The organism is Vibrio nitrifigilis, assembly GCF_015686695.1.
GTDB classification, from domain to species: Bacteria; Pseudomonadota; Gammaproteobacteria; order Enterobacterales; family Vibrionaceae; genus Vibrio; species Vibrio nitrifigilis.
Window position 1 is genome coordinate 1,181,236 of the sequence record NZ_JADPMR010000001.1, and the last position, 26,996, is coordinate 1,208,231.

At 42.9% G+C, this 26,996-nt stretch carries 20 protein-coding genes; 11 read left to right on the plus strand and 9 right to left on the minus strand.

Features of this window, described 5'->3' with window-relative positions; genetic code table 11:
• Window positions 1-69: 69 nt before the first annotated feature.
• Together mfd and I1A42_RS05330 are read right to left on the minus strand one after the other, a co-directional pair.
• Window positions 70-3,534: a transcription-repair coupling factor gene (gene mfd / locus I1A42_RS05325; RefSeq protein ID WP_196122848.1), complete on the minus strand. Its 3,465-nt coding sequence runs from the start codon at window positions 3,532-3,534 to the stop codon at window positions 70-72.
• Between the two features lie 10 nt (window positions 3,535-3,544).
• Window positions 3,545-4,114 carry a PilZ domain-containing protein gene (locus I1A42_RS05330; RefSeq protein ID WP_196122849.1) on the minus strand — a complete coding sequence of 190 codons (570 nt, stop codon included), beginning with the start codon at window positions 4,112-4,114 and terminating at the stop codon, window positions 3,545-3,547.
• Between the two features lie 198 nt (window positions 4,115-4,312).
• Between I1A42_RS05330 and lolC the strand changes: the two genes are divergently transcribed.
• Genes lolC through lolE form a run of 3 tightly spaced genes read left to right on the plus strand, consistent with a single transcriptional unit; the run spans window position 4,313 to window position 7,445 of the window.
• Window positions 4,313-5,521, plus strand: coding sequence for a lipoprotein-releasing ABC transporter permease subunit LolC (gene lolC / locus I1A42_RS05335; protein ID WP_196122850.1), 1,209 nt, complete (start codon window positions 4,313-4,315; stop codon window positions 5,519-5,521).
• Entirely contained in the window at window positions 5,514-6,200 is a 687-nt protein-coding gene (lolD, locus tag I1A42_RS05340) for a lipoprotein-releasing ABC transporter ATP-binding protein LolD (RefSeq protein ID WP_161154100.1), read from the plus strand. The genes lolC and lolD overlap by 8 nt, the downstream gene beginning before the upstream one ends.
• Window positions 6,201-7,445 carry a lipoprotein-releasing ABC transporter permease subunit LolE gene (lolE, locus tag I1A42_RS05345; protein ID WP_196122851.1) on the plus strand — a complete coding sequence of 415 codons (1,245 nt, stop codon included), beginning with the start codon at window positions 6,201-6,203 and terminating at the stop codon, window positions 7,443-7,445.
• Window positions 7,446-7,602: 157 nt separating this feature from the next.
• Here the strand turns inward: lolE and I1A42_RS05350 are convergent, their stop codons facing one another.
• Complete coding sequence (locus I1A42_RS05350; RefSeq protein ID WP_161154098.1) at window positions 7,603-8,148, minus strand: DUF2062 domain-containing protein; 546 nt, start codon at window positions 8,146-8,148, stop codon at window positions 7,603-7,605.
• An 8-nt stretch (window positions 8,149-8,156) separates the two neighbouring features.
• Between I1A42_RS05350 and I1A42_RS05355 the strand changes: the two genes are divergently transcribed.
• From I1A42_RS05355 to kdsB, 5 genes are read left to right on the plus strand one after another with little or no spacing between them, the layout of a single operon-like run.
• A complete protein-coding gene (locus I1A42_RS05355; protein ID WP_196122852.1) occupies window positions 8,157-10,397 on the plus strand; it encodes a DNA internalization-related competence protein ComEC/Rec2 in 2,241 nt (746 codons plus the stop codon).
• Window positions 10,398-10,427: 30 nt separating this feature from the next.
• On the plus strand, window positions 10,428-12,182 hold the full coding sequence (gene msbA / locus I1A42_RS05360; protein WP_161154096.1) for a lipid A ABC transporter ATP-binding protein/permease MsbA: 1,755 nt from the start codon (window positions 10,428-10,430) through the stop codon (window positions 12,180-12,182).
• Window positions 12,179-13,177, plus strand: a complete 999-nt coding sequence (gene lpxK / locus I1A42_RS05365; protein ID WP_196122853.1) for a tetraacyldisaccharide 4'-kinase — start codon at window positions 12,179-12,181, stop codon at window positions 13,175-13,177. The genes msbA and lpxK overlap by 4 nt, the downstream gene beginning before the upstream one ends.
• Window positions 13,167-13,346, plus strand: coding sequence for a Trm112 family protein (locus tag I1A42_RS05370; RefSeq protein ID WP_161154094.1), 180 nt, complete (start codon window positions 13,167-13,169; stop codon window positions 13,344-13,346). The genes lpxK and I1A42_RS05370 overlap by 11 nt, the downstream gene beginning before the upstream one ends.
• Window position 13,347: 1 nt before the next feature.
• Complete coding sequence (gene kdsB / locus I1A42_RS05375; RefSeq protein ID WP_196122854.1) at window positions 13,348-14,100, plus strand: 3-deoxy-manno-octulosonate cytidylyltransferase; 753 nt, start codon at window positions 13,348-13,350, stop codon at window positions 14,098-14,100.
• Between the two features lie 101 nt (window positions 14,101-14,201).
• Here the strand turns inward: kdsB and I1A42_RS05380 are convergent, their stop codons facing one another.
• From I1A42_RS05380 to I1A42_RS05390, 3 genes are all read right to left on the minus strand, one after another.
• Window positions 14,202-15,758: a SpoVR family protein gene (locus I1A42_RS05380; RefSeq protein ID WP_161154092.1), complete on the minus strand. Its 1,557-nt coding sequence runs from the start codon at window positions 15,756-15,758 to the stop codon at window positions 14,202-14,204.
• 12 nt (window positions 15,759-15,770) lie between these two features.
• Window positions 15,771-17,042, minus strand: coding sequence for a YeaH/YhbH family protein (locus I1A42_RS05385; RefSeq protein ID WP_161154091.1), 1,272 nt, complete (start codon window positions 17,040-17,042; stop codon window positions 15,771-15,773).
• 118 nt (window positions 17,043-17,160) lie between these two features.
• Complete coding sequence (locus I1A42_RS05390; RefSeq protein ID WP_161154090.1) at window positions 17,161-19,095, minus strand: PrkA family serine protein kinase; 1,935 nt, start codon at window positions 19,093-19,095, stop codon at window positions 17,161-17,163.
• A 169-nt stretch (window positions 19,096-19,264) separates the two neighbouring features.
• Between I1A42_RS05390 and I1A42_RS24995 the strand changes: the two genes are divergently transcribed.
• Window positions 19,265-19,396: a hypothetical protein gene (locus I1A42_RS24995; RefSeq protein ID WP_268982043.1), complete on the plus strand. Its 132-nt coding sequence runs from the start codon at window positions 19,265-19,267 to the stop codon at window positions 19,394-19,396.
• Window positions 19,397-19,407: 11 nt separating this feature from the next.
• The gene (locus I1A42_RS05395; protein WP_196122855.1) at window positions 19,408-20,172 is read left to right on the plus strand and encodes a MipA/OmpV family protein; all 765 of its coding nucleotides are present in this window, start codon (window positions 19,408-19,410) and stop codon (window positions 20,170-20,172) included.
• Window positions 20,173-20,255: 83 nt separating this feature from the next.
• Here the strand turns inward: I1A42_RS05395 and I1A42_RS05400 are convergent, their stop codons facing one another.
• Together I1A42_RS05400 and pflA are read right to left on the minus strand one after the other, a co-directional pair.
• Entirely contained in the window at window positions 20,256-20,756 is a 501-nt protein-coding gene (locus I1A42_RS05400; RefSeq protein ID WP_161154088.1) for a YfbU family protein, read from the minus strand.
• Window positions 20,757-21,052: 296 nt separating this feature from the next.
• On the minus strand, window positions 21,053-21,793 hold the full coding sequence (pflA, locus tag I1A42_RS05405) for a pyruvate formate lyase 1-activating protein (RefSeq protein ID WP_161154087.1): 741 nt from the start codon (window positions 21,791-21,793) through the stop codon (window positions 21,053-21,055).
• A gap of 226 nt (window positions 21,794-22,019) precedes the next feature.
• Between pflA and I1A42_RS05410 the strand changes: the two genes are divergently transcribed.
• A complete protein-coding gene (locus I1A42_RS05410) occupies window positions 22,020-23,900 on the plus strand; it encodes a methyl-accepting chemotaxis protein (RefSeq protein WP_196122856.1) in 1,881 nt (626 codons plus the stop codon).
• Between the two features lie 355 nt (window positions 23,901-24,255).
• Here I1A42_RS05410 and pflB read toward each other — a convergent pair whose 3' ends face one another.
• Window positions 24,256-26,532, minus strand: a complete 2,277-nt coding sequence (pflB, locus tag I1A42_RS05415) for a formate C-acetyltransferase (RefSeq protein WP_161154085.1) — start codon at window positions 26,530-26,532, stop codon at window positions 24,256-24,258.
• Between the last annotated feature and the right edge of the window lie 464 nt (window positions 26,533-26,996).

Sequence of the window (26,996 nt, forward strand, 5' to 3'; positions counted from 1 at the left end):
TTGTGCCAAGCACATGACCACTGAACAATATCTATCAGTGGTTTGGTTATATCATCGTATTATGCGGCGTTATGCCGCAGGTAGTAAATTCTGCTCAAATTCACCAAGCATATTGGTCACAAAAGCAATGCGCTCTCGGCGGTCGACTAAAGGCAAGGTAAATTTAAACTTAGTCGGTCCATCCATTGCAAACTGTTTGGGCTGAGCCTGCAACAGTTTAACCAAAAACATAGGGTCAATGTCAGCATTTGGATAGAACTCAATATAGCCGCCTTTGTCGTGCGCTTCTATCTTACGTATTTTCAGCGTCCCTGCGTCTAGTTTCAAGCGAGCGATGGCCAATAAATTATTGGTTGCGTCTGGCAGTGGACCAAAGCGGTCAATTAATTCAACCTTGAGCTCTGCAAGCGCGTCTTCTGAGTTGACACTTGCGATCTGTTTGTACATCGATAAGCGAGTATTGATATCAGGGATATAATCATCAGGCAATAAAGCAGGGATGCGCATTTCAACTTCAGTCTGCTCTTTTAACAGTTCATCAAGGGATGGTTCTTTCCCTGATTTTAATGCTTCCACCGCTTGTTCAAGCATTTCCATGTAAAGAGTGAAACCAACCGATTGAATTTGACCACTTTGTTCATCACCCAAGAGCTCGCCAGCGCCACGAATCTCTAAATCGTGAGTGGCGAGGGTAAACCCAGCACCTAAATCTTCTAAAGAGGCAATCGCTTCTAATCGCTTAACGGCGTCTTTGGTCATTGCTTTGGGATGCGGTGTCAGTAAGTAAGCGTACGCTTGGTGGTGAGAGCGCCCCACACGACCTCGCAATTGGTGCAATTGAGCAAGGCCTAATGTATCTGCCCGATCCATGATAATGGTATTGGCGGTAGGTACATCGATACCAGTCTCAATAATGGTGGTACAAACCAATAAATTATAACGTTGGTGATAAAAATCATTCATGATGCGTTCGAGCTCTCGTTCACGCATCTGACCATGGGCAACAGTAATGCGTGCCTCGGGAATGAGCTTTTCTAAATCTGCAGCGACTTTATCGATGGTCTCAACTTGGTTATGTAAGAAGTAAACTTGACCTCCACGCATGACCTCACGTAATACCGCTTCACGAATAACACTATCTTCGCCTTGACGTACGAACGTTTTCACTGCGCGTCGACGTGCTGGTGGGGTTGCGATTATCGAGAGATCGCGCATACCACTCATTGCCATATTGAGGGTTCGCGGAATTGGGGTTGCGGTCAACGTTAAAATATCAACATCAGCGCGCATAGCTTTGACTTTTTCTTTTTGTCGAACGCCAAAACGGTGCTCTTCATCGACAATTAATAAGCCCAAATCTTGGAACCGTAGATCACTCGATAGAAGTTTGTGTGTACCTACTAAGATGTCAACTTTACCGTCTTCAACATCTTGCATGATTTGCTTCTGTTCTTTTGCAGATTTGAAGCGCGACAAGACTTCAACGCGAATGGGTAAGTTAGCAAAGCGGTCTCGGAAATTTTCAAAATGCTGCTGAGCAAGCAGGGTTGTCGGAACCAATACTGCGACTTGTTTGCTGTTATCTGTTGCCACAAATGCAGCGCGCATAGCGACTTCTGTTTTACCAAAGCCAACATCACCACATACCAATCTATCCATTGCTTTGGCTTGGCACATGTCAGAGAGAACCGCATTAATCGCCATTGCTTGATCGTCGGTTTCTTCAAATGGGAAGGTCGCTTTAAAGTTGGCATACTGTTCCCGATCCAGAGTAAATTTGTGGCCCGGCTTTAGTTCTCGTTTTGCGTAAACATCCAGTAGTTCAGCCGCAACATCGCGAACTTTCTCAGCGGCTTTTCGGCGTGCTTTAGCCCAAGCTTCTCCGCCGAGTTTATGAATTGGCGCTGAATCCTCTGCGCCACCAGAATAGCGACTAATCAGGTTTAATGATGAGACGGGGACATACAGTTTCGCTTCATTTTGATATTCGAGTGTCACGTACTCGGTGGTCATTCCACCTGCTTCAAGCGTTTGCAGTCCAATATAACGGCCAATACCATGGTCGATATGCACCACAGGTTGGCCTGGTTTGAGTTCCGCCAGATTACGTATAACCGCATCACTGTTGGTGTTGACTTTACGGTCTTTGCGGCGTCGTTGTAATACTCGATCTCCGAGAAGGTCACTTTCGCAAATAAAGGCTATTTGGTCGTCACCGTATATAAATCCATGTTCAGCTGCGCCCATGACCATGGTATAGCGGCTATCATTTTGAATCGCTTCATGGAAACTATTGATTGAAGTTGGGCGCAATTTTAGCGGTTGTAGCAATTCCAATAACGCTTCACGTCGCCCTTGAGATTCTACTGAAAAAATGATTTTACCAGGAAACTGCTCAGTAAATTTACGTAGTGCTGATAATGGTTCTTTTTGCTGATGGTTCGCGGCTAAATTGGGTAGGGCATGAGTCGCGATATTAACGCGACCTGCTTTCTCGGTCAGTGCTTCACGCTCTAATTGTACGACAGGCAGTGTTTTTAGTGTCGCGTACAGTTCATCTTTTTTTAGCCAGAGTTCATGCGGTGGCAATAATGGACGCAGTGGGTCAATTTTACGTTGGTCGTAGCGATATGCGGTATCAGCTAAGAAATGATCAATGGCAGGCTCTAGGTTACCCACGGCGACAATTTGTGAATTCTCAGGCAGATAATCAAATAAGGTTTCAGTGTGATCAAAAAACAGAGGTTGCCAGTATTCTATACCAGCAGGCCATGTTCCTTTGCTGACTTGCATGTAAACCGATTCTGGTTCACGACGAGCATCAAAGCGTTGTCGCCAACGGCTACGAAATTCTTCAATTGCCGCTTCTGTTGTCGGAAATTCATGAGCCGGTAGCAATTGAACGTTATCGATTTCATCAACCGAGCGCTGAGTTTCAGGATCGAAGGTGCGAATAGTATCAATTTCATCGTCAAAGAAATCAAAGCGAAACGGTAGATTGCTGCCCATTGGGAACAGATCCAAAATCGAACCGCGACTGGCATACTCGCCAGGGCCAAAGACTTGATCAACATGGCGATAACCTGAGTTGTCTAGCTGCAAACGTAATTTGTCCAGCGAAAACTCATCCCCTCGTTTTACCATTAAAGTGTGTTGCAACAAATAGTCACGTGGAGATTGGCGTTGTAGCAACGTGCTAATTGGCACAATCGTTATGCCTTGTTTTAGATGTGGCAACTGATAAAGGCGCGAAATACGCTCAGAAATGATTTCCTGATGAGGGGAAAAATTATCGTAAGGTAATGTTTCCCAATCGGGGAATAGGGCAACTTCCGTGTGAGTAAATTGCTCTATCTCGCTTTGTAGGCGTAATGCTGTTTGTGGGTCAGCAACGGCTAATACGGTGTGACTAGGATGTTGGGTAGCCAGCTCAGCGATGGCAAGCGCAAGGCTTGAACCCGTTAAATTACCATTGAATTTTTTGTCTCCAGCACCGCTTGAGGTGGCTAGAGGAAGTAGTGTCTGTTTAGTCATGGGACGTTAATTATTTTTCTCGATCCAGTGAGCGTTGGCGTAGAAGCTTTTGTTGCTGATGCAGAGCGGCTTTGATGAGTAAGTCTTGGTCCGCATCTCGTAATAAATCATATTTTACCGTAATAAGGTGATGTTCATCATCATGTACTTCGCAAGCCACAACGCTACCGTAGCAGTATATGGCAGCAGAAGGGTGCTCAATAAACAATTTGGCACGCACCGGGGTATTAAGTGCAAGAGGTGTATCGGAATGATAGGCAAACTGACTGGCGCCGAACGTCGCAGTTTTGTAGCGGAACGCGGCACTATCTTCTTGAGATAACATGAACGTTAATAAAAGATTGAGTTTGGCGTTCTGGGTATCCAACAGTTGGAAGACATGGCGAAAATCATTGGATTTCATTTCCAACTTAGCTTGTTCGGTAAGCATGTCTAATTGACTGAATTCGCTAGCAACAATAAAAGGGGTCGGGATTTCACTAACAAACTCTTCGGCAGAAGGCAGTGTATAACCGACCTCAAGGGGTTCAACATTAATATTAAGTGCATGATGCACTGAAAAAAACTCTTGGTCAGTCATGGTCGGTTTTCCTTATTACGCCTGAGTTGATTATCGCTATACAGCCGCAGTAATCAAGTTATGTCCATGTTAGAAGCGTGAAATGGGTGGTAATAAACATCAAATAGTGCTTCTCTTACACAGTTTTAGCAAATAAAAGCTACAACCTTGCTCTGATTCCCGTTACAGTAGCGCCATCTTAGTCGTATGGTTTTTATTATGTTTCATCCGATTTCAACCTTTATAGGCCTGCGTTATTTACGTGGGCGTTCCGGTGATAGGTTCAGTCGATTCGTGTCTTACATGTCTACCGCCGGAATCACCATCGGGGTTATGTCCTTAGTAACGGTTTTGTCAGTGATGAATGGCTTCGAATCTGAGCTAAAGCACCGTATTTTAGGTGTGCTTCCTCAGGCAGTTATTTCACAAGATCACGATAAAACGCGCAAAACAGATTCCCCACCCCAATTTATACGTGACATGTCGACATTACGTTCACCTGAGCCAATTGTGCGCAGTGAAGCGGTGATCCAAAGTGCTTCCGAATTGACCGCCGGTCTTATGATTGGGATCGAGCCTGATCAGCATGATCCGATTTCTGATTACTTAATTGGTGGCAGGGTGAGTGATTTAACCGCTGGCAGTTATCGTGTTTTCTTGGGACAAATATTAGCGCGCCAACTTAATGTGAAAGTGGGTGATAAAGTACGCTTAATGGTCACAAGTGCGAGTCAGTATACGCCGTTTGGACGTATTCCTAGTCAACGTAATTTTCAAGTGGCTGGCATTTTTAATACCGGCTCAGACGTGGATGGGCAGTTAATGATCACCCACCTAGACGATGCTGGCCGTCTTTTGCATTACAGTGATAGCACCATCTCAGGTTGGCGTCTGTTTTTTGATGACCCATTTGTTGTTGGTGATCTTTCTCATAAAACCTTACCTAAAGGTTGGCATTGGAGCGATTGGCGCGATCAGCGCGGTGAACTTTTCCAAGCGGTTGGCATGGAGAAGAATATGATGGGGCTTATGCTGGGGCTAATTGTTGGTGTCGCTGCATTTAATATTATCTCTGCACTGATTATGGTCGTGATGGAGAAACAAGCTGAAGTCGCCATCCTTAAAACTCAAGGTATGACGGATCGCCAAATTCTGGCCATCTTCATGGTGCAAGGTGCGAGTAGCGGCGTGATTGGTGCACTGGTTGGTGGTGTGTTAGGTGTGCTGCTCGCTGATAACCTCAATTCTGTATTGAGTATGATGGGCGTTGCTCTATTTTCTTTAGGTAGTTCTTTACCTGTGGTCATTAATCCGATGCAAATAACGGTAGTGGTTATTCTTGCTGTGGCGCTTAGTTTGCTTGCCACATTATTCCCTTCTTATCGTGCATCTTCTGTAAAACCCGCTGAGGCGTTACGTTATGAATAATTTGTTGTCTTGTCAGAATGTATGCAAAACCTATCAGGAAGGCGAGTTTAAAACCCAGGTATTAAAAGGCGTCAGTTTCGATTTAAAAACAGGCGAACTAGTCTCGATTATTGGTTCTTCTGGTTCAGGTAAAAGTACGCTGCTTCATATATTAGGAGCACTAGATGATACCAGTGAAGGTAAGGTCGAATTTTTAGGCCATGATTTAATGGCATTGAGCTCTAATCGTCAGGCAAAAATTCGCAATACTCACCTAGGTTTTGTTTATCAATTCCACCATCTTTTGGCCGATTTTACTGCATTAGAGAATGTGGCTATGCCATTACTGATCGGTGGTAAAAAGGTCTCTATCGCTAAACAAGAAGCTAAGGCGTTACTTGAGCGTGTCGGTTTAGGGCATCGTATCGAACACCGGCCTGCAGAATTGTCTGGCGGTGAACGTCAACGCGTGGCTATCGCTCGAGCGTTAGTTAATAAACCTGATTTAGTACTGGCCGATGAGCCAACAGGAAACCTTGATCATCAAACCGCTCTTTCTATTTACGATCTAATGCGTGAATTAAATCAAGAATCCGGTACGGCTTTTTTAGTTGTGACTCATGATAGCCAACTGGCTGAAAAGATGGACCGTCAAATGTATATGCAAGATGGGCTTCTTATGGAAGCGAAGGGGGCATAAGTGTTTAGAGGTTTATCCTTATTAATCGGTGGCCGTTTTAGTCGTGCTAAGCAGCGTAATAAAATGGTGTCGTTTATTTCGCTCTCTTCTACCATCGGCATTGCCGTTGGGGTTGCAGTCATCATCATCGGTCTTTCTGCCATGAACGGTTTTGAGCGAGAGTTGAAAGAACGGGTGTTATCTGTTGTACCACATGGCGAGTTTGAAGGCGTTCGTGGTCCAATGGGGAATTGGCCGGCCTTAGTGAAAAAAGCAGAAAGTGATCCTAATGTTGTTGCTGCTGCGCCGTATGTCCGTTTTACCGCGTTGGCAGAACGGGGTAAACATCTTAAGGCACTAGAAATCCGGGGTGTGAATCCGCAGCTAGAAAGTCAAGTGTCTTTGATGTCCGAGTTTATTGATAAAACCGCTTGGCAACATTTTAAGCCTAATCAAAAGCAGGTTATTTTAGGCAAAGGGGTGGCGGATAAGCTGAATGTTAAGGTCGGAGACTACATCACGTTGATGATACCAAAGTCGAATAACATGAATCGTGTTGAAGCCCCTAAACGGGTGCGGGTTCAAGTGACGGGCTTATTGGTACTTAATGGTCAGATTGATCATAGCTTAGCCTTGTTACCGATGGCAGATGCGCAAAATTACGCATCCATGGGTGATAAAGTGACGGGCGTTTCAATTAAAGTAAATGATGTATTTATGGCAACTCAGATCGTACGGGAAGTGGGTAGTCAACTTGACCAATACGTTTATTTGCGTAGTTGGAAACAGAAATACGGTTATTTGTATCGAGATATCGAGATGGTGCGCACCATTATGTACTTAGTGATGGTATTGGTGATTGGGGTCGCAAGCTTTAATATTGTCTCGACATTAATGATGGCCGTGAAAGATCGCGCGGCTGAAATTGCCATTTTGCGTACCATGGGAGCCACCGATGGATTAGTCAAACGCATTTTTGTATGGCAAGGCGTGTTTTCTGGCGTATTTGGTAGTATTGCAGGTAGTGTTCTTGGAGTACTTGTGGCGATGAATTTAACTGGAATCGTCAATCAACTCGAGAAACTTACCGGTCACCATTTCCTGTCTGGTGATATCTATTTTGTTGATTTTCTGCCATCACAAGTTGAATCGTTTGATGTGCTGTTAGTCTCAGGTACCGCTATTATTTTGAGCTTACTCGCCACTTGGTATCCTGCTAAGCGAGCAAGTCGCTTAAATCCTGCGACAGTACTTAGTGGTAAATAAGTACTGTACTGGTATGAACAAAAAAGGACCTTCGGGTCCTTTTTTGTTGGAATTTCATTGCAGGTATTACACCAATAATTGCCCTTTGTCTCGCACGCTTATTGTTCTAAGCTCCCACTCTTTGTATTGAGTCCGTAAGCTTAGCGGCAGGCAATGTTTACCCTTGGTGTCCGTTTTTGGGGAGATTCTTCGCGAGTTTTGCTTGGCGTTTTTGCCAACTGCGCACGACAGAATAACGCCATAAGCCCAAGATACCAAAGTACCCAATAATAGAAGCAACGACAGCACAGATACCGCTGCCAACCACTAATGGTAAGCAAATAGTATCAAATTGTTCACGGAGAAATTCCCACGATAGCTCAAAGTGAAAATGTTGGGGTGGCATATTTAATACCACAGTACCTAGCTTATAAGCGAGGTAAAAGATGACAGGCATGGTTATCGGATTCGTGATCCATACTAACGCAATGGATAGAGGCAGGTTTACACCAAATAAAATGGCCAAACCGGCTGCCATAATCATCTGACTAGGCAGAGGTACAAATGCCATAAAAAGGCCGACAGCAAAAGCACCTGCAGCAGAACGTCGGTTAAGACACCATAAATTGGGGTTGTATAGAACATTGCCGAAAATTTTTAATGCCTTCTGACGTTTGATCAGATCGTGGTTAGGCATAAACCGCTTAATGAATTTTCTTGGCATAGGAAACCATGACTCTCTTATTCAATAATTGGGTGTTAATTTCGTTTTCATTAACAGCCATTTCATCAATTTATTGGCCTTTCATTCCCGGATGGGAGCCTCTTCTGGCTGCGATTGGCACTGGTGTGATTTGTGTGGTGATTCTGGGATGTCGAAGTGTCATCGGCATAGCCTTGGCAGTTGTGTTGATACTAACACATAGCCAGTTACTCAGTGCACAAAAACATACGCTTTTTCAATTTGGTTCGAATATTACCATAAATGCCCATGTCGATAGTTTTTTTAAACCGGTTGGCGATGCTTTTCAGGGTGATATCACAGTCACCGAGATTAATCATCAACCGATATTCTATCTATTTCAGCCCAAAATAAGGCTAACTTCGCCCATCATATTAACACCGAATCAAAGTGGAATATTTCATGTTTCGGTCAAGCCTATGTTTGGTCATTTGAATGACGTTGGGTTTGATAAAGAAACTTATGCAATAAGCGAAAAAATTGTGGCTAAAGCCAGTGTTTACAGGGATAGCGCTTGGTCTATTACCACAAAAACGACGTTGCGAAATTGGTGGTATCAAGAGGTGCTACATATAGCGCAAGGAAGTGATAAACAAGGCTTAATTCTCGCGCTTTTATTTGGTGAAAGGAGCCGATTAACACCAGATCAGTGGCAGCAATTACGCAATAGTGGTTTGTCACATTTAGTTGCAATTTCAGGGCTTCATATTGGTATTGCATTTGGTTTGGGATTTCTTATTGGTAGCGTTTTTAGCCGTCTTTCGCCGCTATGGTTGTGGGCTCCTTGGCTATTGGGCGCCGCTGTTGCCATCGGTTATGCATGGCTAGCTGGGTTTACCTTACCCACTCAACGCGCTGTTATCATGTGTATTACCAATGTGGTGTTGTTAATGACATCTGTGCGTGTTGGCACTTTGGGGCGACTCAATATCACGTTAGCCGTGGTGCTATTGGTTTACCCATTCGCAGCATATAGCAGTAGTTTATGGCTGTCATTTTTTGCTGTTAGTGCAGTCATTTATTTGGCTAGCTGGACCCAACATTATGCCCATACTTGGCAAAAATTATTCTTAATACAAATTGGTGTAACGTTGTTTATGGTGCCGATTACCGGCTACTTCTTCCATGGAGTGAGTGTCACCTCGGTCCTATTTAATTTGGTTTTTATCCCTTGGTTCTCTTACGTGATTGTACCGTTAGGTTTTCTGCTTTTACTGGCGTTAGTGTGCGGTGGGTGGGGCGCTAATTATGTATGGCAATGCTTAGATTGGGCTTTTGCTCCTTTGCTTCATGCGTTGCAATGGAGTGAAGGGAGTTGGATTAATTTTAGTCGTGAGTGGACACTGACCGTACTCTTTGTGTTAATCGCTTTCATAAGCACACTATTGATCAGGAAGCGTTGGGCTGCATGTATGACAGTGTTGGTGCTTTCTCATTTATGGTCTAGTCAGCCTCGTTTTGATTGGCGTGTCGAAGTATTAGATGTTGGACATGGTCTAGCTGTACTGATAAGGCAGAACGACAAAGTGCTTGTTTATGATACTGGCAGCGGATGGGATACGGGGAGCATGGCTAATTCAGTCATTAAACCGTTAGTCGCCTATTACGGTGAAACGCTGGACGCAATGATAGTAAGCCATACCGACAACGATCATGCAGGAGGACGATACGATATTGAGCCTATCATCTCTCACCGGCATCAATGGGCAAGTCAGCGTTTGTCGGGGTATCGGCCTTGTATACGCGGTGAAACCTGGTGGTGGGAATCGCTTTCTTTTGAAGTGTTATGGCCACCAAAACAAGTGCATCGCGCATATAATCAGCATTCATGTGTGATCATGGTGCGTGACATCTATCATCGCCATTCTATCTTGCTGACGGGAGACGTTAATGCAGTCGGTGAGTGGTTACTTGCACGAGGGCAAGACAATTTGAACGCGGAAGTGATGTTAGTGCCTCATCATGGCAGTGGTACATCGTCTACCGCACAGCTTATTGATAAAGTTAGCCCGATGTGGGCAATTGCCTCTCTCGCTAAAGGGAACCTTTGGCATTTGCCGTCATCTGCGGTGGTTAAACGCTATACTCAGCATGGGGCTCATTGGTTAGATACGGGTGATTCAGGTCAAATTAGTGTTATTTTTCATGGTAACGACACCCGAATCGAGCGGAAACGCTCGAATGATAACCAGCCATGGTATAGGCAGATGCTACGTAACGGGGTAGAATGAGCGCAATTTTATAACCGATGATGTATCTCTATGTCGATAAATACAGACGAAACCACTTGGCAGACTTTTAAACGCCTTTGGACTTACATTCGTAATTACAAGGCAGGACTCGTTGTTGCCTGTATTGCTTTAATTCTTAATGCCGCTTCAGATACGTATATGATGTCTCTACTCAAACCTTTGCTAGATGAAGGGTTTGGTAGTACGGATACCTCATTTCTGCGTACGTTGCCTTTTATCGTAATGGGGGTGATGTTATTACGCGGTTCGAGTGGGTTTGTGTCTTCTTATTGTTTGAGTTGGGTGTCGGGTAACGTCGTTATGCAAATGCGTCGTTCGATCTTCAAACAATTTATGCATATGCCGGTGAGTTTTTTCGATAAAGAATCCACTGGTAGTTTGTTATCTCGGATCACCTACGACACAGAACAAGTCGCTAATGCGACCAGTAAGGCGTTGGTGAGTATCGTTCGAGAAGGTGCAAGCATTATTGGCTTGTTAGTGCTGATGTTTTGGAACAGCTGGCAGCTCTCTTTAGTTTTGATTGTCGTTGCGCCAATTGTTGCTATTGCGATTAGTATCGTATCTAAACGTTTTAGAAAAATTTCCAAAAATATGCAGACCACAATGGGTCACGTGACCGAATCAGCTGAGCAGATGCTGAAAGGTCATAAGGTGGTGTTAAGTTATGGTGGTCAAAAGGTAGAACAAAAACGTTTTGATAAAGTCAGTAATCGCATGCGCCAACAAAGCATGAAATTAGTGTCTGCCCAGTCCATTGCTAACCCAGTGATTCAGGTTATTGCGTCATTTGCAGTCGTTACTGTTCTGTTTCTTGCGAGTTTCCCAGAAATTCGTGAAAGCTTGACGCCTGGTACATTTTCGGTGGTATTCACCGCTATGTTTGGTTTGATGCGTCCGCTTAAAGCATTGACCGGGGTAACTTCTCAGTTCCAAAAAGGGATGGCGGCGAGTCAAACCTTATTCGCTTTTATGGATATGGAGCGTGAAAAAGATGACGGTAAGTTTGAATCGGATGATATTAAGGGTGAAGTGAAAGTCAATGACATTACCTTTACCTATCAAGGCAGTGAGAAACCTGCGCTGAGAAATGTTAGCTTCGATATTCCAGCGGGTAAAACTGTCGCGTTAGTGGGGCGTTCTGGTTCAGGTAAATCGACCATCGCTAATCTATTTACGCGCTTCTATGATGTGGATTCAGGCTCTATCGAGCTTGATGGTCATGATATTCGTGACTTTAAGTTAAGTAATTTACGCCAGCATTTTGGTCTGGTTTCACAAAATGTTCACCTGTTTAACGATTCAATTGCTAATAACATTGCTTATGCCGCTGAGGGCGATTTCAGTCGCGAACAGATCGAAAATGCCGCTCGACTTGCGCATGCGATGGAATTTATCGATAACATGCCTCAAGGCTTGGATACAGTGATCGGTGAAAACGGAACGAGTTTGTCTGGTGGACAACGTCAGCGTATTGCCATTGCGCGCGCACTGCTGCGTGATGCACCTGTGTTGATTCTTGATGAAGCGACTTCGGCTCTAGATACAGAATCAGAGCGAGCCATTCAATCGGCGTTGGAAGAGTTACAGAAGAATAAAACTGTCCTTGTCATTGCACACCGATTATCGACCATTGAAAATGCAAGTGAGATTCTGGTTGTCGATGAGGGTGAAATCATCGAACGTGGTAGCCATAGTGAATTGCTTGGAAAAGGTGGTTCATACGCGCAACTGCACAGTATCCAGTTTGGTGAGCGGGCGTGATTGAAAAGATTTGGTTTCACAAAAGCGTTTGGTATTTTGTTTTATGGCCACTACTGTGGCCATTAAGCAAATTATTCACCCAAATCAGCATGTCACGACGCCATGCTTATCAGCAAGGTAATAAAGAGAGTTATCGTGCCCCAATTCCAGTGGTTGTCGTGGGTAATATTACCGCTGGTGGTAATGGAAAAACTCCGGTTGTGGTGTGGCTAGTGGAAACCTTACTTGAGCTAGGTTATCGCCCAGGAGTTGTTTCACGAGGTTATGGTGGCAAAGCGCCACAGTATCCCTTGGTGTTGACACCACAAACTCCTGCAGCGCATAGTGGTGATGAGCCTAAGCTGATTCAGCAAAGAACAGGTGTCCCTGTAGCTGTTGCTCCTATTCGTTCAGAGGCTGTCAAAGCTTTGCTTGAGCATGATGTGAATATCATCATTACCGATGATGGCCTGCAGCATTATGCATTACAAAGAGATATTGAGTTTGTTGTCGTCGATGGGGCAAGGCGTTTTGGCAACGAACAGATGATTCCTTTAGGGCCACTGCGAGAGCCTTTATCTCGTTTACCTGAAGTGGATTTTATCATCACTAATGGTGGGCACGCGGGCCAAGGTGAAATTGCGATGACATTGGCACCGCAAATGGCGATAAACTTAATCACTGGCGAACGATGTCCTGCCAACGAACTTCATGGCTTAGTTGCATTTGCCGGGATCGGCCATCCTCCGAGATTTTTTGCCACGCTTGAACAGTTAGGGGCAAAGCTTATACATACCGCAGCGTTTGCGGATCATCAGGATTTTTCTCAGTCAGAACTTTATGCGTTGAGTGAGCGCGGTGAAAACGTCATTATGACCGAAAAAGATGCGGTAAAATGCGCTCATTATGCCCAAGAAAATTGGTGGTATTTGCCGGTAACGGCCGCCATTGAGTCAGTCGAGACACAACGTATATTGGATAAAATAAAAGAGGTAACGGAACATTATGGATCATAGACTACTTGAAATTGTTGCATGTCCAGTATGCAAAGGTAAATTGGTATACGACAAAGAAAAACAAGAGCTTATTTGTAAAGCAGACCGTCTAGCTTATCCAATTAAAGATGGTATTCCTGTTTTGTTAGAATCAGAGGCTCGTACTATGTCTATGGACGAGGGGCGTTAAAATGTCTTTTACTGTGGTCATTCCGTCGCGCTATCAGTCGTCTCGTTTGCCAGGTAAACCTTTAGCTGACATTTGCGGCAAGCCTATGGTTCAGCATGTTTATGAACAAGCATGTCAAGCTGGCGCTGAGCAGGTGATCGTTGCTACTGACGATGAGCGTATTGCTGAAGTGGTGCGTGGATTTGGTGGTGAAGTTTGTATGACCTCTCCCGATCATCAATCAGGTACTGAACGCTTAGCTGAAGTAGTGAAGCTTAAACAGATTCCTGATGAGCAAATAGTAGTCAATGTGCAAGGTGATGAGCCTTTAATTCCGCCTAGTGTGATTCGACAAGTGGCTGATAATTTAGCTGGTTGTGATGCACCTATGGCGACATTAGCGATTGAGGTGACAGACGAAGATGAGGTGTTTAACCCAAATGCTGTCAAAGTGGTGACTGACAAAGATGGGTATGCACTGTACTTCACACGGGCTTCTGTACCTTGGGATCGTGATAACTTTGCCCAATCACCACGTCAGGTAGTAAGACCATTACTACGTCATATTGGTATTTATGCCTATAGAGCCGGGTTCATCAACACTTATGTAAACTGGCAACCAAGCCAACTAGAGCAGATTGAAAGCTTAGAGCAACTCCGTGTGCTTTGGTATGGTGAAAAAATTCATGTTGATGTTGCTAAAGAAGCGCCACCCGCTGGTGTGGATACAGCAGAAGATCTTGAAGTGGTGCGTGCAGTATTAGCGGCAAGATAATGAATTGGTATACCTATCAATATCACTGAATAACAAGGAAGGCTCCGCGAACGGAGCCTTTTTAGTGTTATGAGAATTGTGTACTACTTTAGTTGCCCTAATCAGATCCTTGTGTCGTAATCGTTACGCTTAGGGCAGGTTGTGAGGATTTCACGTCTTCCAGTTTCTTTTACCTCCTCTAATTTCACTTCAAATCCCCATAGCCGATGTAAGTGTTTCATCACTTCATCATAGCTAGGGTCCAACGGAATGCGATCTTGTGGCACATATTGAAGTGTCAACGAACGATCACCACGTATATCCACATTGTAGATTTGGATATTGGGCTCTATGTTGCTCAAATTATATTGGGCAGCGAGCTTTTCACGAATGGCACGGTAACCCATGTCATCATGAATGGCACTGACTTCGATGAAGTTTTTCCGATCATCATCATCGATAGCAAATAATTTGAAATCGCGAATCACCTTAGGTGATAAATATTGGCTTATGAAGCTTTCATCTTTAAAGTTATGCATTGCAAAATGCAGCGCGTCCAACCAATCGGTTCCAGCTAAGTTCGGGAACCATTCATAATCTTCTTCAGTTGGGTGCTCACAGATACGCTTAATATCTTGGAACATAGCAAACCCTAATGCATAAGGGTTTATACCACTGTAGTAAGGACTGTTATAGGGAGGCTGTGCCACCACACTCGTATGGCTATGTAGGAACTCTAGAATGAACTTATCAGAAACAAACCCCTCATCGTATAGATGGTTTAAGATAGTGTAGTGCCAGAACGTTGCCCACCCTTCGTTCATCACTTGAGTTTGCTTTTGTGGGTAAAAGTATTGGCTGACTTTACGCACAATACGTACTACTTCCCGTTGCCATGACTCGAGGAGCGGTGCATGTTTTTCGATGAAATAAAGAATATTTTCTTGTGGTTCACTCGGAAAACGATGCTCTACTTCTTCTTGTTTGTTTTCTTTCGGTACGGTACGCCACAGTGCATTCACTTGTGATTGTAAGTACGCTTCACGCTCTTCTTGACGAGCTTTTTCCTCAGCAATAGAAATCTTTTCCGGGCGTTTATACCGGTCGACCCCATAGTTCATTAATGCATGGCAAGAATCCAATAATTGCTCGACTTCATGCTCACCGTATTTTTCCTCACAGCGACGAATATAATTTTTCGCAAACAGTAAGTAATCAATAATCGATGAGGCGTCCGTCCATGTTTGAAATAAATAATTGCCTTTAAAGAAGGAATTATGGCCATAACAAGCATGCGCCATCACTAACGCTTGCATCGTGACGGTATTTTCTTCCATTAAGTAAGCAATACATGGGTCGGAGTTGATGACGATTTCATAAGCAAGCCCCATCTGTCCGTGCTTGTATCCTTGCTCAGTTTGGATGAATTTTTTACCAAATGACCAGTGGTTATAATTGATCGGCATACCAATACTTGAGTAGGCGTCCATCATCTGTTCAGATGTAATCACTTCTATTTGATTGGTATAAGTATCCAAGCGATAGTGTTCTGCTACACGCCTAATTTCTTTATGATATTTTTCAAGTAAATCAAAGGTCCAATCTGGTCCGTCCGGCAGCATTTTACTGTTCTTCTTTGGAGTCCGTTTAGACTCGGCCGATTTTGTTGTCGTCGCCATAGACACGCCTCCTTATGCTGTCTCTTTGTGGAACAGTTCTCTAAACACCGGATAGATATCATCGACTCCTCGGATGTTTTTAATCGCAAAGTTCCCAAAAGATTCCTGAAGTTTTTCATACTCATGCCACAACGTCTGATGTGAACGACGAGTAATTTCTATGTATGCATAGTAGCGACAGGACATCAGAATATTCTCACTCAACAATTCTTTACAACGTGGTGAGTCATCCGCCCAGTTATCCCCGTCAGATGCTTGTGCTGCATAAATATTCCATTCATTAACTGGATAGCGTTTTTCAATGATTTCTTGCATCAATTTCAAGGCGCTAGATACGATTGTCCCTCCAGTCTCTTGCGAATAGAAAAACTCATGTTCATCGACTTCTTTCGCTTGTGTATGGTGACGAATAAATACAACTTCGACGTTTTCGTATTTACGGGTAAGGAATAAATACAGTAATACATAGAAGCGTTTAGCAATGTCTTTTGTCGCTTGATCCATAGAACCAGACACATCCATCAAACAAAACATCACAGCTTGACTTGATGGGATAGGGCGACGTTCATAGTTTTTGAACCTTAAATCAAAGGTATCAATAAATGGCACACCTTGAATTTTTTTCCTAAGCTCGTCTATTTCCGCTTTTAAGCGTTTTTCTTCAAGGAGTTGCGCAGGTTCTGAATGCTTGATTCTTTCAAGCTCTTCTTCGAGTTCGTTCATCATGCGGCGTTTACCTGCCGTCATTGCTGTACGACGAGCGAGAGATTGTTGCAGCGAACGAACAATCGCAATATTCGATGGAACACCAGCAGTGTTATAGCCTGCGCGATGGGTCTTCCATTCGGTAATTTTGTTAACTTGGTTTTTCTCCAAATTAGGTAACTCTAAATCTTCAAATAGAAGATCTAGGTATTCATCTTTGGAAATTTGGAATACAAAATCATCTTCGCCTTCGCCGTCAGCACTCGCGTCGCCTTCACCGGAACCACCTCCGCCTTGACCGCCTTTAGGCCGTTCGATTTTGTCACCACGGATAAATTGGTCATTACCCGGATGGACGCGTTCGCGTTCACCACCTTTACCTTGATGGAAAACGGGTTCCTTGATATCTCGATTTGGAATAGAGACATCTTCGCCTGATTCTGTATTTGTGATTGAACGGCGGTTAACTGCATCAGCCACCGATTCTTTAATCTGTTCTTTGTAACGGCGTAAAAAGCGTTGTCTATTGACTGCGCTTTTGTTTTTACCGTTTAATCGTCTGTCGATAAATTGCGCCATGTATTCCCCCTTCTAACGTCGCGATACACTCCGTGTGTCGCTTCGGGCAACCTCAGCTTTGTATTTAAGTCGTGACACCTAGAGTGTCACGACCAAGTTGAGGTAAGTCTCTGGAGAGTTATGAGGATTTACGTACACGTAAATACCATTCAGAAAGCAAGCGAACTTGTTTTTCTGTGTATCCTTTCTCCATCATACGAGCGACAAAGTTGTCGTGTTTCTTCTGATCTTCGCTTGAAGTTTTGGTATTGAAAGAGATAACTGGCAGCAACTCTTCGGTGTTCGAGAACATTTTCTTCTCGATGACAGTCCGTAGTTTTTCGTAACTGGTCCAAAGCGGATTTTTGCCATTGTTATTAGCACGTGCACGCAAGACAAAGTTAACGATTTCGTTACGGAAGTCTTTTGGATTACTAATCCCGGCAGTTTTTTCGATTTTTTCCAGTTCGCTGTTTAGTGCTGAGCGGTCAAATAGTTGACCTGTTTCAGGATCACGATACTCTTGATCTTGAATCCAGAAATCAGCGTAAGTGACATACCGATCAAAGATGTTCTGACCATATTCAGAGTAGGACTCTAAGTAAGCGGTCTGAATTTCTTTACCGATAAATTCCACATAACGAGGAACCAAGTAACCTTTAACAAACTCAAGATAACGCTCAGCCGTATCTTGTGGGAACTGCTCACGTTCAATTTGTTGTTCAATAACATAGAACAGGTGAACAGGGTTGGCTGCAACTTCTGAGTAATCGAAGTTAAATACGCGTGACAAAATCTTAAAGGCAAAACGGGTTGATAACCCTGACATACCTTCATCGACGCCGGCGTAATCGCGATACTCTTGATAGCTTTTTGCTTTAGGATCGGTATCTTTCAACGTTTCACCATCATAGACCCGCATTTTCGAGAAAATGGAGGAGTTTTCAGGCGCTTTCAAACGTGAGAGAACACTGAATTGTGATAGCAACTCTAAGGTGCTTGGCGCACATGGTGCATGAGCCAATTCACTGTGATCCAACAGTTTTTGGTAAATTTTAACTTCTTCAGAAACGCGTAAACAGTAAGGCACTTTGACAATGTAAACACGGTCTAAGAACGCTTCGTTGTTCTTGTTGTTTCTAAATGCTTGCCATTCTGATTCGTTTGAGTGGGCCAGAATCATACCGTCGAAAGGCAATGCTGATAGACCTTCGGTCCCGTTGTAGTTACCTTCTTGGGTAGCCGTCAACAATGGGTGCAGCACTTTAATTGGCGCTTTAAACATTTCGACGAATTCCATCAAACCTTGGTTGGCTCGACACAAGGCACCAGAGTAACTATAAGCATCTGGGTCATCTTGTGAAAAGTGTTCAAGTTGGCGGATATCGACTTTACCAACCAATGCTGAAATATCTTGGTTGTTCTCGTCCCCTGGTTCGGTTTTAGCAATTGCAATTTGATCTAGGATTGATGGACGGACTTTGACCACTTTAAATTTGGTTATGTCACCGCCAAATTCGTGTAGTCGTTTCGCTGCCCATGGGGACATGATTGAGCGAAGATAACGTTTTTGAATACCGTATTCTTCGTGTAGAAGTTGGCCATCTTCATTCACATCAAATAGACAGAATGGATGGTCGTTAACTGGACTACGTTGTCCATTTGCTGACAATACGTAGATTGGGCATTGTTGCATCAAGGCTTTCAATTTTTCAGCCAATGATGATTTACCGCCCCCAACTGGGCCAAGTAAATATAAAATCTGTTTACGTTCTTCCAAGCCTTGAGCAGCATGTTTTAGATACGATACGATTTGTTCTATAGCTTCCTCCATACCATAGAATTCTTTGAAGGGTTCGTAACGTGAAATAACTCGGTTCGAAAATATTCGACTTAGACGAGGGTGCTTAGATGTGTCGACTTGCTCTGGTTCCCCAATAGCCAACAATAAACGCTCTGCAGCGTTTACATAAGCACTTTTGTCTTCTTTACATAGAGCTAGAAACTCTTGTATTGATAACTCTTCGTCCTTGGCTGCTTCATAGCGTGCCTGAAAGTGGTCAAAAATACTCATAGTGATTCCCCTCTAAAAATGTCTTATTGACATACAACCGCTTAAAAACACAAATCCCTAACACTTAAAGCCTAGTTCTTAAACCACGATTTTGCTTAACAATTATGCGTTTATTTCAATTCCGTGATGGTTGTATCGTGTTTACATCTTTGACATTATGAACATGAATATGAACGTTGATGATTATGCTTATGCCAAACTTAAGGAAGCGGCTGACCTACAAAACACGATTAACCCTATTTATTACTCGCACAAAGAATGTGAAACAAGTGTGACTCAAGTAGCATTTTTTGTGGAATAAGGATTAAAAAAATGAAAATAAACATTTCCAGTGTCGTGCCATTAGGGATAGTTTTCGCTGGTATTACGACGTTAAACCAAGCAATTGCAGCGCCTAGCCCTTGGTCTATCGGAGTTGGTGGTGGTGTTTCGTCTGAACTGTACAAAGATACTCATTCTGATTCGAATGCCACCTTGCTCGGTGGTTACGATGGAGAGCATATTTATCTTAAAGGTACTGAACTTGGCTACCGTCTCTTTGCCAAAGATGCTAAGCAGAATGTTATGTTACGAGTGTTGTATGACGGACGACATTTTGACCCCAGCGATTCAGATGATCAGCAGATGAAACAACTAGATAAGCGCCACGGTACGGGTCTTATCGGTCCTAAAATGCAAATTAAAACGGCTGCTGGGACGTTTGAAAGTGGCGTTGCGGTTGAGTTTACTGGTGAACATCAAGGTTATTTAGCAACGGTGGGTTGGAGTTATCCGCTCATTATGGGCAATATGGGGATTATTCCCAATTTGGGTTATGAACATAACTCAGAAAAAATGGCGAATTATTTATATGGTGTGTCTGATCATGAGGCGCGCCATAGCGGTATTCAACGTTATCATGTCAGCGGTGCTGGCCAATATTACATGGGCGTTAATGGTTTTTTCAAGCTCACAGAGCATATCCGCTTTGACAGTGGTTTACGTTTTACCCATTACGATTCTGAGATAAAAGATAGTCCGATCGTTGCGCATGGTAACAATGCAGCGCTGTTTGTTGCGGCGTCATATGTATTTTAGTGTTTAACATTCCGCTGCCATCTTGGCAGCGGAAATAAAGCAGTCGTTCATTAACAAACAGTGTGGATACTTGGAGATAGATACTATGCGTTAAGCAGTTGATGGAGCTCTGTTGCAGACAAATGGTATTGACGAGGGCACTGACTCCACACGGCTTGCATTTTACGATATTTGTCTAGCATCGGAACTTGACTGTTAAAGCCATGTTCACCTTTTTCAAATTGTGGGTACATGCCTTCACTGTCAACAAGGAAACGCACATATTGGACGAGTTGATTTTCTGTCACTGCATCAAAACCGAGGAATTGTAGACGACGTTGATCAACGTCAGCTTTAGCATCAGAGCTAAGTTGGTTATACGATTCTTGCATCGCGTGATACATTTCCATGATATTGATAACCTGACGACATTGCTCTTCAGGCAAACAGCCAAACTCTTTGTTTAGCTCACTCATCTGTAGGTCATAACCTCGTTCAACGATGGTTTTGAGACGTTGATACTTAGCACTATTTGATGGGTCTAACTGTGCCATTAATAGGTATTGGTTAGATAAGATAAGACGTTGAGCATTTGTCATTTCCATAGCGGGCCTCACCAGAGTATAAAATTTAAAATTTGTGTTTCTGGGCTCAGATTAAAATAACATGCAGTTAATAAATATGATCTGACCACGTATTTGGTGCATAAATTTACCCACGAATAGCGAAAAATTCGTGCTACGTCTATGTGATGGATTCAGCGAAATAGAAATGGTGAGTTTGGGGAATATTTTCTGAGAATAAAAGCCGATAAGGCAGTTCAATTTCGCGTCATTGGTAACGAAATAAGCCGATATGTCGGCTTATTTCGGTATCTGGGGAGAAATAAGCAGACAGCTATTTAGTACTTAACGTTATCATGGTATTCAGAAAGGATCCCTTTGATGAATTCCATCGTTTCTTTACTCGGAGGCTCAACGCCTTCGAGAGGGTAGACTTCACCCATTGCTTCCCACTTATGTGCGCCTAGCTTGTGGTAAGGTAGCATTTCAATCTTTTCGATATTACTCATATCTTTAATAAACTCACCAAGCAGACGGGCCGACTCTTCATCATCAGTATAACCAGGCACTACGACATACCGCAGCCATGTTGATTTGCCTATTTTTTGTAAGTAACGAGCAAAATCAAGTACACGTTTATTCGATACTCCCACCAAGTTTTGGTGAACATCATCTTTCATCTGTTTAATGTCCAGCATAACCAGATCGGTGACTTCCAGTACTTCATCAATCACTGGGGTGTATTTGCGAATATAACCGTTAGTATCGAGGCAGGTGTGAATGCCTTCTTCATGGGCTGCTTGAAACAGGTCACGAACAAACTCTGGCTGCAGCATTGACTCACCACCAGAACAAGTAATGCCACCACCTGATGCATTCATAAAATGGCGATAAGTTTTCGCTTCATTAATGATTTCTTCAACTGTGGTTTCTTTACCTTCGTGCACATCCCATGTGTCTCGGTTATGACAATACTTACAACGGAAGAGGCACCCTTGGAGAAAGATGATAAAACGAATGCCTGGACCATCGACAGTACCGCAGGTTTCATAGGAGTGTATACGACCAGTAGTAGACATGAGCAGCTCTCTATTTGGAGGTTTCTTTTGTTGCCCATTTTATTACAAATACCTGCGATTAAATAGTTTTTCCTTGGTAATGTTAGGGATAATTTACGGGAAATTAAAAACGCTTAGATATTCAAATTCAATGTGTTATAACAGTGTTATAGTTAGCCATAATAAAAAAGGTTTTTTTATAATATTATTAATAAAAATAAATTAACAAATTAACAGGGATAAATACATGGATGTAATGAAGTTGTCTCAAAAGCAGAAAATCACTGCTTTCATTGTTGTACTGTGTTTAGGATTTGTGGCTCTTGGCATTTTTGCTGGGCATAGCCTCAAGAGCATGAGCACACAATATCAAAATAGTAATGCCATTACCGAAGGGGTAGTGGGTATACACGCAACCCAAGCAAAATTACTCTCACTCGCCGCCGGGCGGGACGACCTTTCCTCAAAACAAATACCCGTGGTAAAAAAAGAGCTTGATGAACTTCTTAATGAAGTAAAACAAGATGTCGTTTTTTTAAAGGGTATTGGTTTATCTGCGCAAGCAAACGACTTATTAGCGGCAACCCAGTCTTTCGACAACTCTTTTCGCCCTTGGTTGAATATTAAATCTGAGCTTGGTTTTAGTGTCGATGAAGGTAAATTAGGTGAGCTTAAATCATTGGAAACGACAATTGAAAAGAAAATTAATGAAACGGGGATGGTAACCGTAATGTCAGATTTTCAAGCGATGATTAAAGCGCAGCAAAATTATTTACTTAAACAGAGTGAGAACAATCTGAAATTATTCAATCGTGCAATGTTTGGCTTCGTCAATACGTCAAACAGTTATGCGATGCTGAATTTGTACCAAAAAGAAGTAGAACAATTTAAAGCAACATTTAAGCGTGTTGCAGAGCTTAGCCAACAGGAAACCATTAAAGAGCAAAATCTGTTGGCTGGAGAAGCCAAAGCGAGTGACATTATTCATGCTATTTCTGGTGATATTGAAAAATTGAGTGCGAAGTATCAAGCTGAGGCAGCTCAATCTGGTGATGTTACTTTGTGGTCTGTTCTTATTGCTTGTGCGGTTTTAGCCTTGGTAACCATTTCAATTTTTGTGATGCAAAGTGTGTCACTAACGCGTTCTCTAAGTCAAACAAAGCGAGTGTTAGATAAATTATCGCAAGGGGATCTGACGCAGAAAATGCAGGTGTCGAATAACCCTAATGATGAGTTTAATCAGCTTGCCGTTGCGATTAACCAAAGCTGTGAACACCTAGCTGGTTTGGTGAGAAAAGTTCAGGAAAACAGCCAAGCCTTATCGGGAGATGCTGCTGCTTTGCATTCTGGTGTTGATAAACTCACACAAAGCCAAACTGACGTAATGAGTCAAAGCCAGCTACTTGCTTCAGCAACTGAGGAAGTGAGTGTCACAACGAAAGAAGTGTCAAATTCGTTAGAATTCGTGGCAGAAATGAGTAAAGCCTCAAACCAAGCGGCAACAGAAGGTTCGACGGTCATTTCGGCTGCTATTGAGTCACTACAAGATATTGGTGAGATATTAAACTCAGCAGCGAGTCATATTCAGCAGTTAGAACAAGCCTCATTAAAAATTGATTCAGTGATGGATATCATTAATGGTATTGCCGAACAAACCAATTTGCTGGCCTTGAACGCAGCGATAGAGGCTGCGCGTGCCGGTGAACAAGGGCGTGGCTTTGCCGTGGTCGCTGATGAAGTTCGTAGTTTAGCAGTGCGTACAGTTGATGCTGTGGCTGATATCTCCTCTACTATTCAAACCATGAAAACTGAAAGCGATGAAGTGATTCAGTATATTAACCAATCGCAACAGTCGATGGAGATTGGTCAACAGCGTGGCCATGAGGCGATGAATGCAATGGGAATGATCACCACTAAAGCCGATGAAGCTGCCAGCCAAACTGAAGTGATTTTCGCTTCGATGAAAGAATTGGCGACAACGAGTCAATCGATGGCCGATAGTATGGTGCAAATATCAGCAGCAATGAGCTCTTTAGAAGAGAATAATACCCGATTGAGTGAGACGAGTCAGGGTGTGGATAAACGCTCCACTAATTTGCATAACGATTGCCAAAGGTTTGTGGTTTAGTTGTTTAACATTATGATTTAATTGTCTTTTATCTATTTTATTTGGCCGGGCTGTTGTCCGGCTTTCTTATATCTATCCATGTTTTCCCTCAACTCTTTCTACCACAGTTTATTATGAGAGTTTTACTCCAGATAGAATCGTCGCCAGAAGGTTAAATAACGGGGTTGTATGCGTTTGAGATGATATCACCATGCCCTAGCAAGATAGCAAGATAGCAAGATAGCAAGATAGCAAGATAGCAAGTAACAGTAAAATACGAGAACAAGAGGAATTGATAGGGTGTGTTTGGATAGATGAGTGAGGCAATAAAAATCCCGCCGAAGCGGGATTTATTAACTTAACTTTTCAGTCTGAATTACATTGATTCAGTGAAAGTACGTGAGATTACGTCTTGTTGTTGCTCTGCAGTTAGAGAGTTAAAACGAACTGCGTAACCAGATACACGAATTGTTAATTGAGGGTATTTCTCTGGGTGTTCAACCGCGTCTAGAAGAGTATCACGGTTTAGAACGTTAACGTTCAAGTGTTGACCACCTTCTACACTTTCTTCGTGGTGGAAGTAACCGTCCATCAAACCTGCTAGGTTGGCGCGGCGAGAACCTTCTTCTTTACCTAAAGCATTAGGTACGATAGAGAATGTGTAAGAGATACCGTCTTGTGCGTCAGCAAATGGTAGTTTACCTACTGAAGTCAAAGATGCTACAGCACCTTTTTGGTCACGACCGTGCATTGGGTTTGCACCAGGACCAAATGGAGCGCCAGCACGACGACCGTCAGGAGTGTTACCAGTTTTCTTACCGTACACAACGTTAGAAGTGATAGTAAGGATAGACTGAGTAGGGATAGCATCACGGTATGTTTTAAGTTCACGAATTTTGTTCATGAATACGCGAACAAGTTCACATGCGATGTCATCTACACGAGGGTCGTTGTTACCAAATTTAGGGTAATCACCTTCGATATCAAAGTCGATTGCTAGACCATCTTCGTCACGAACTGGTTTAACTTTTGCGTATTTGATTGCTGATAGAGAGTCAGCTGCAACAGAAAGACCAGCAATACCACATGCCATTGTACGTTTAACATGTAGATCGTGAAGAGCCATTAGAGACGCTTCGTAGCTGTATTTGTCGTGCATGAAGTGGATAGCATTCAATGCAGTCACGTATTGTTTTGCCAACCAGTCCATGAAGTGGTCCATTTTATCCCAAAGTTCGTCGTAGTTAAGAACTTCAGAAGTGATTTTAGGCATTTCTGGGCCAACTTGAATTTTCAGTTTTTCGTCTACACCACCGTTAATAGTGTAAAGCATGGTTTTCGCAAGGTTAGCACGAGCACCGAAGAACTGCATTTGTTTACCAACAACCATTGGTGATACACAACATGCGATTGCGTAGTCATCAGAGTTGAAGTCTGGACGCATTAGGTCGTCGTTTTCATACTGGATAGATGAAGTATCGATTGACACTTTTGCACAGAATTTTTTGAAGCCTTCAGGAAGTTTTTCAGACCAAAGAACAGTAGTGTTTGGCTCTGGAGAAGGACCCATAGTGTATAGGCTGTTTAAGAAACGGAAGTTAGTTTTAGAAACTAGAGTACGTCCGTCAAGACCCATACCACCTACTGACTCAGTTGCCCAGATTGGGTCGCCTGAGAATAGTTCATCGTATTCAGGAGTACGTAGGAAACGAACCATACGTAGTTTCATTACGAAGTGGTCAACAAGTTCTTGAGCTTGAGCTTCAGTCAGTTTACCTGCAGCGATATCACGTTCGATGAAGATATCTAGGAAAGTAGAAGTACGACCTAGAGACATTGCCGCGCCGTTTTGAGATTTAACAGCAGCTAGGTAACCGAAGTAAGTCCATTGAATTGCTTCTTGAGCAGTTTCAGCTGGACGAGAAATATCACAACCGTATTTAGCAGCCATTTCTTTGATTTGGCCAAGAGCACGGTGTTGTTCTGCTACTTCTTCACGTAGTTGGATAGTTTCACGAAGATCAACGCCATTTTCTAAATCGCTTTGTAGCGAAGTGAATTGTGCGTATTTGTCTTTCATTAGGTAGTCAATACCGTAAAGAGCGATACGACGGTAGTCACCAATGATACGACCACGACCGTAAGCATCTGGAAGACCAGTTAAGATACCAGCTTTACGACATTTAAGAATTGAAGGAGTATATACGTCAAACACACCTTGGTTGTGAGTTTTACGATATTCAGTGTAGATTTTTTTAACTTCAGGGTCTAACTCGCGGTCGTATGCTTTGCAAGAACCTTCAACCATGCGGATACCACCGTTAGGGATAATCGCACGTTTTAGAGGAGCTTCAGTTTGAAGACCTACGATTTTTTCTAGGTCTTTGTTAATGTATCCAGCATCATGTGAAGTGATGGTAGAGATAACAGAAGTATCGAAATCAACAGGTGCGTGAGTCGCGTTTTCCTGTTTGATACCTTCCATTACTTTAGCCCAAAGCGTTTTAGTGGCTTCAGTACCTTCAGAAACTAGGAAAGATTCGTCACCTTCATAAGGTGTGTAGTTCTTTTGAATAAAATCACGAACGTTTACTTCATTTTGCCACTCACCGTCAGCAAAACCTTCCCAAGCTTTAGCAAATTGCTCTGCCATGACATACCTACCTTTATTAGTAGAAAAAACACGTACTGTCTTAGCCGTTGAGCCAGCTATCCTTGATGGAGCAGTACACTCATAAAAATAACAATAGTTATACCCACTCAATACAACTGTATGAATATAGATACTGTCATTTGTCTCGTTGGGAAACAATTTAAGCTAAAAAAAAGTAGCAAACCTTAAACTAAATCAATAAATCTTCAAAAATTGAAATAAAGTAAATGGTAATGCTTCATTTCCTACTTATTGAGCGATTGAATTCTTGATTGGCCTTATTGCACGGCACTTCCAGCCACTTTTTTATCACGAAAATGATTCCCGCTTATTTTGTGTTCAACTTTATTGCTCATGTATTGTGACATGACTCACTTAAAGTTTAGTGACATAGGTGGAATTTTAACGATGTTATGTCGATATAAACCAGTACAAGCGTGTGAGTTGCTGTGGTAACGCGATAT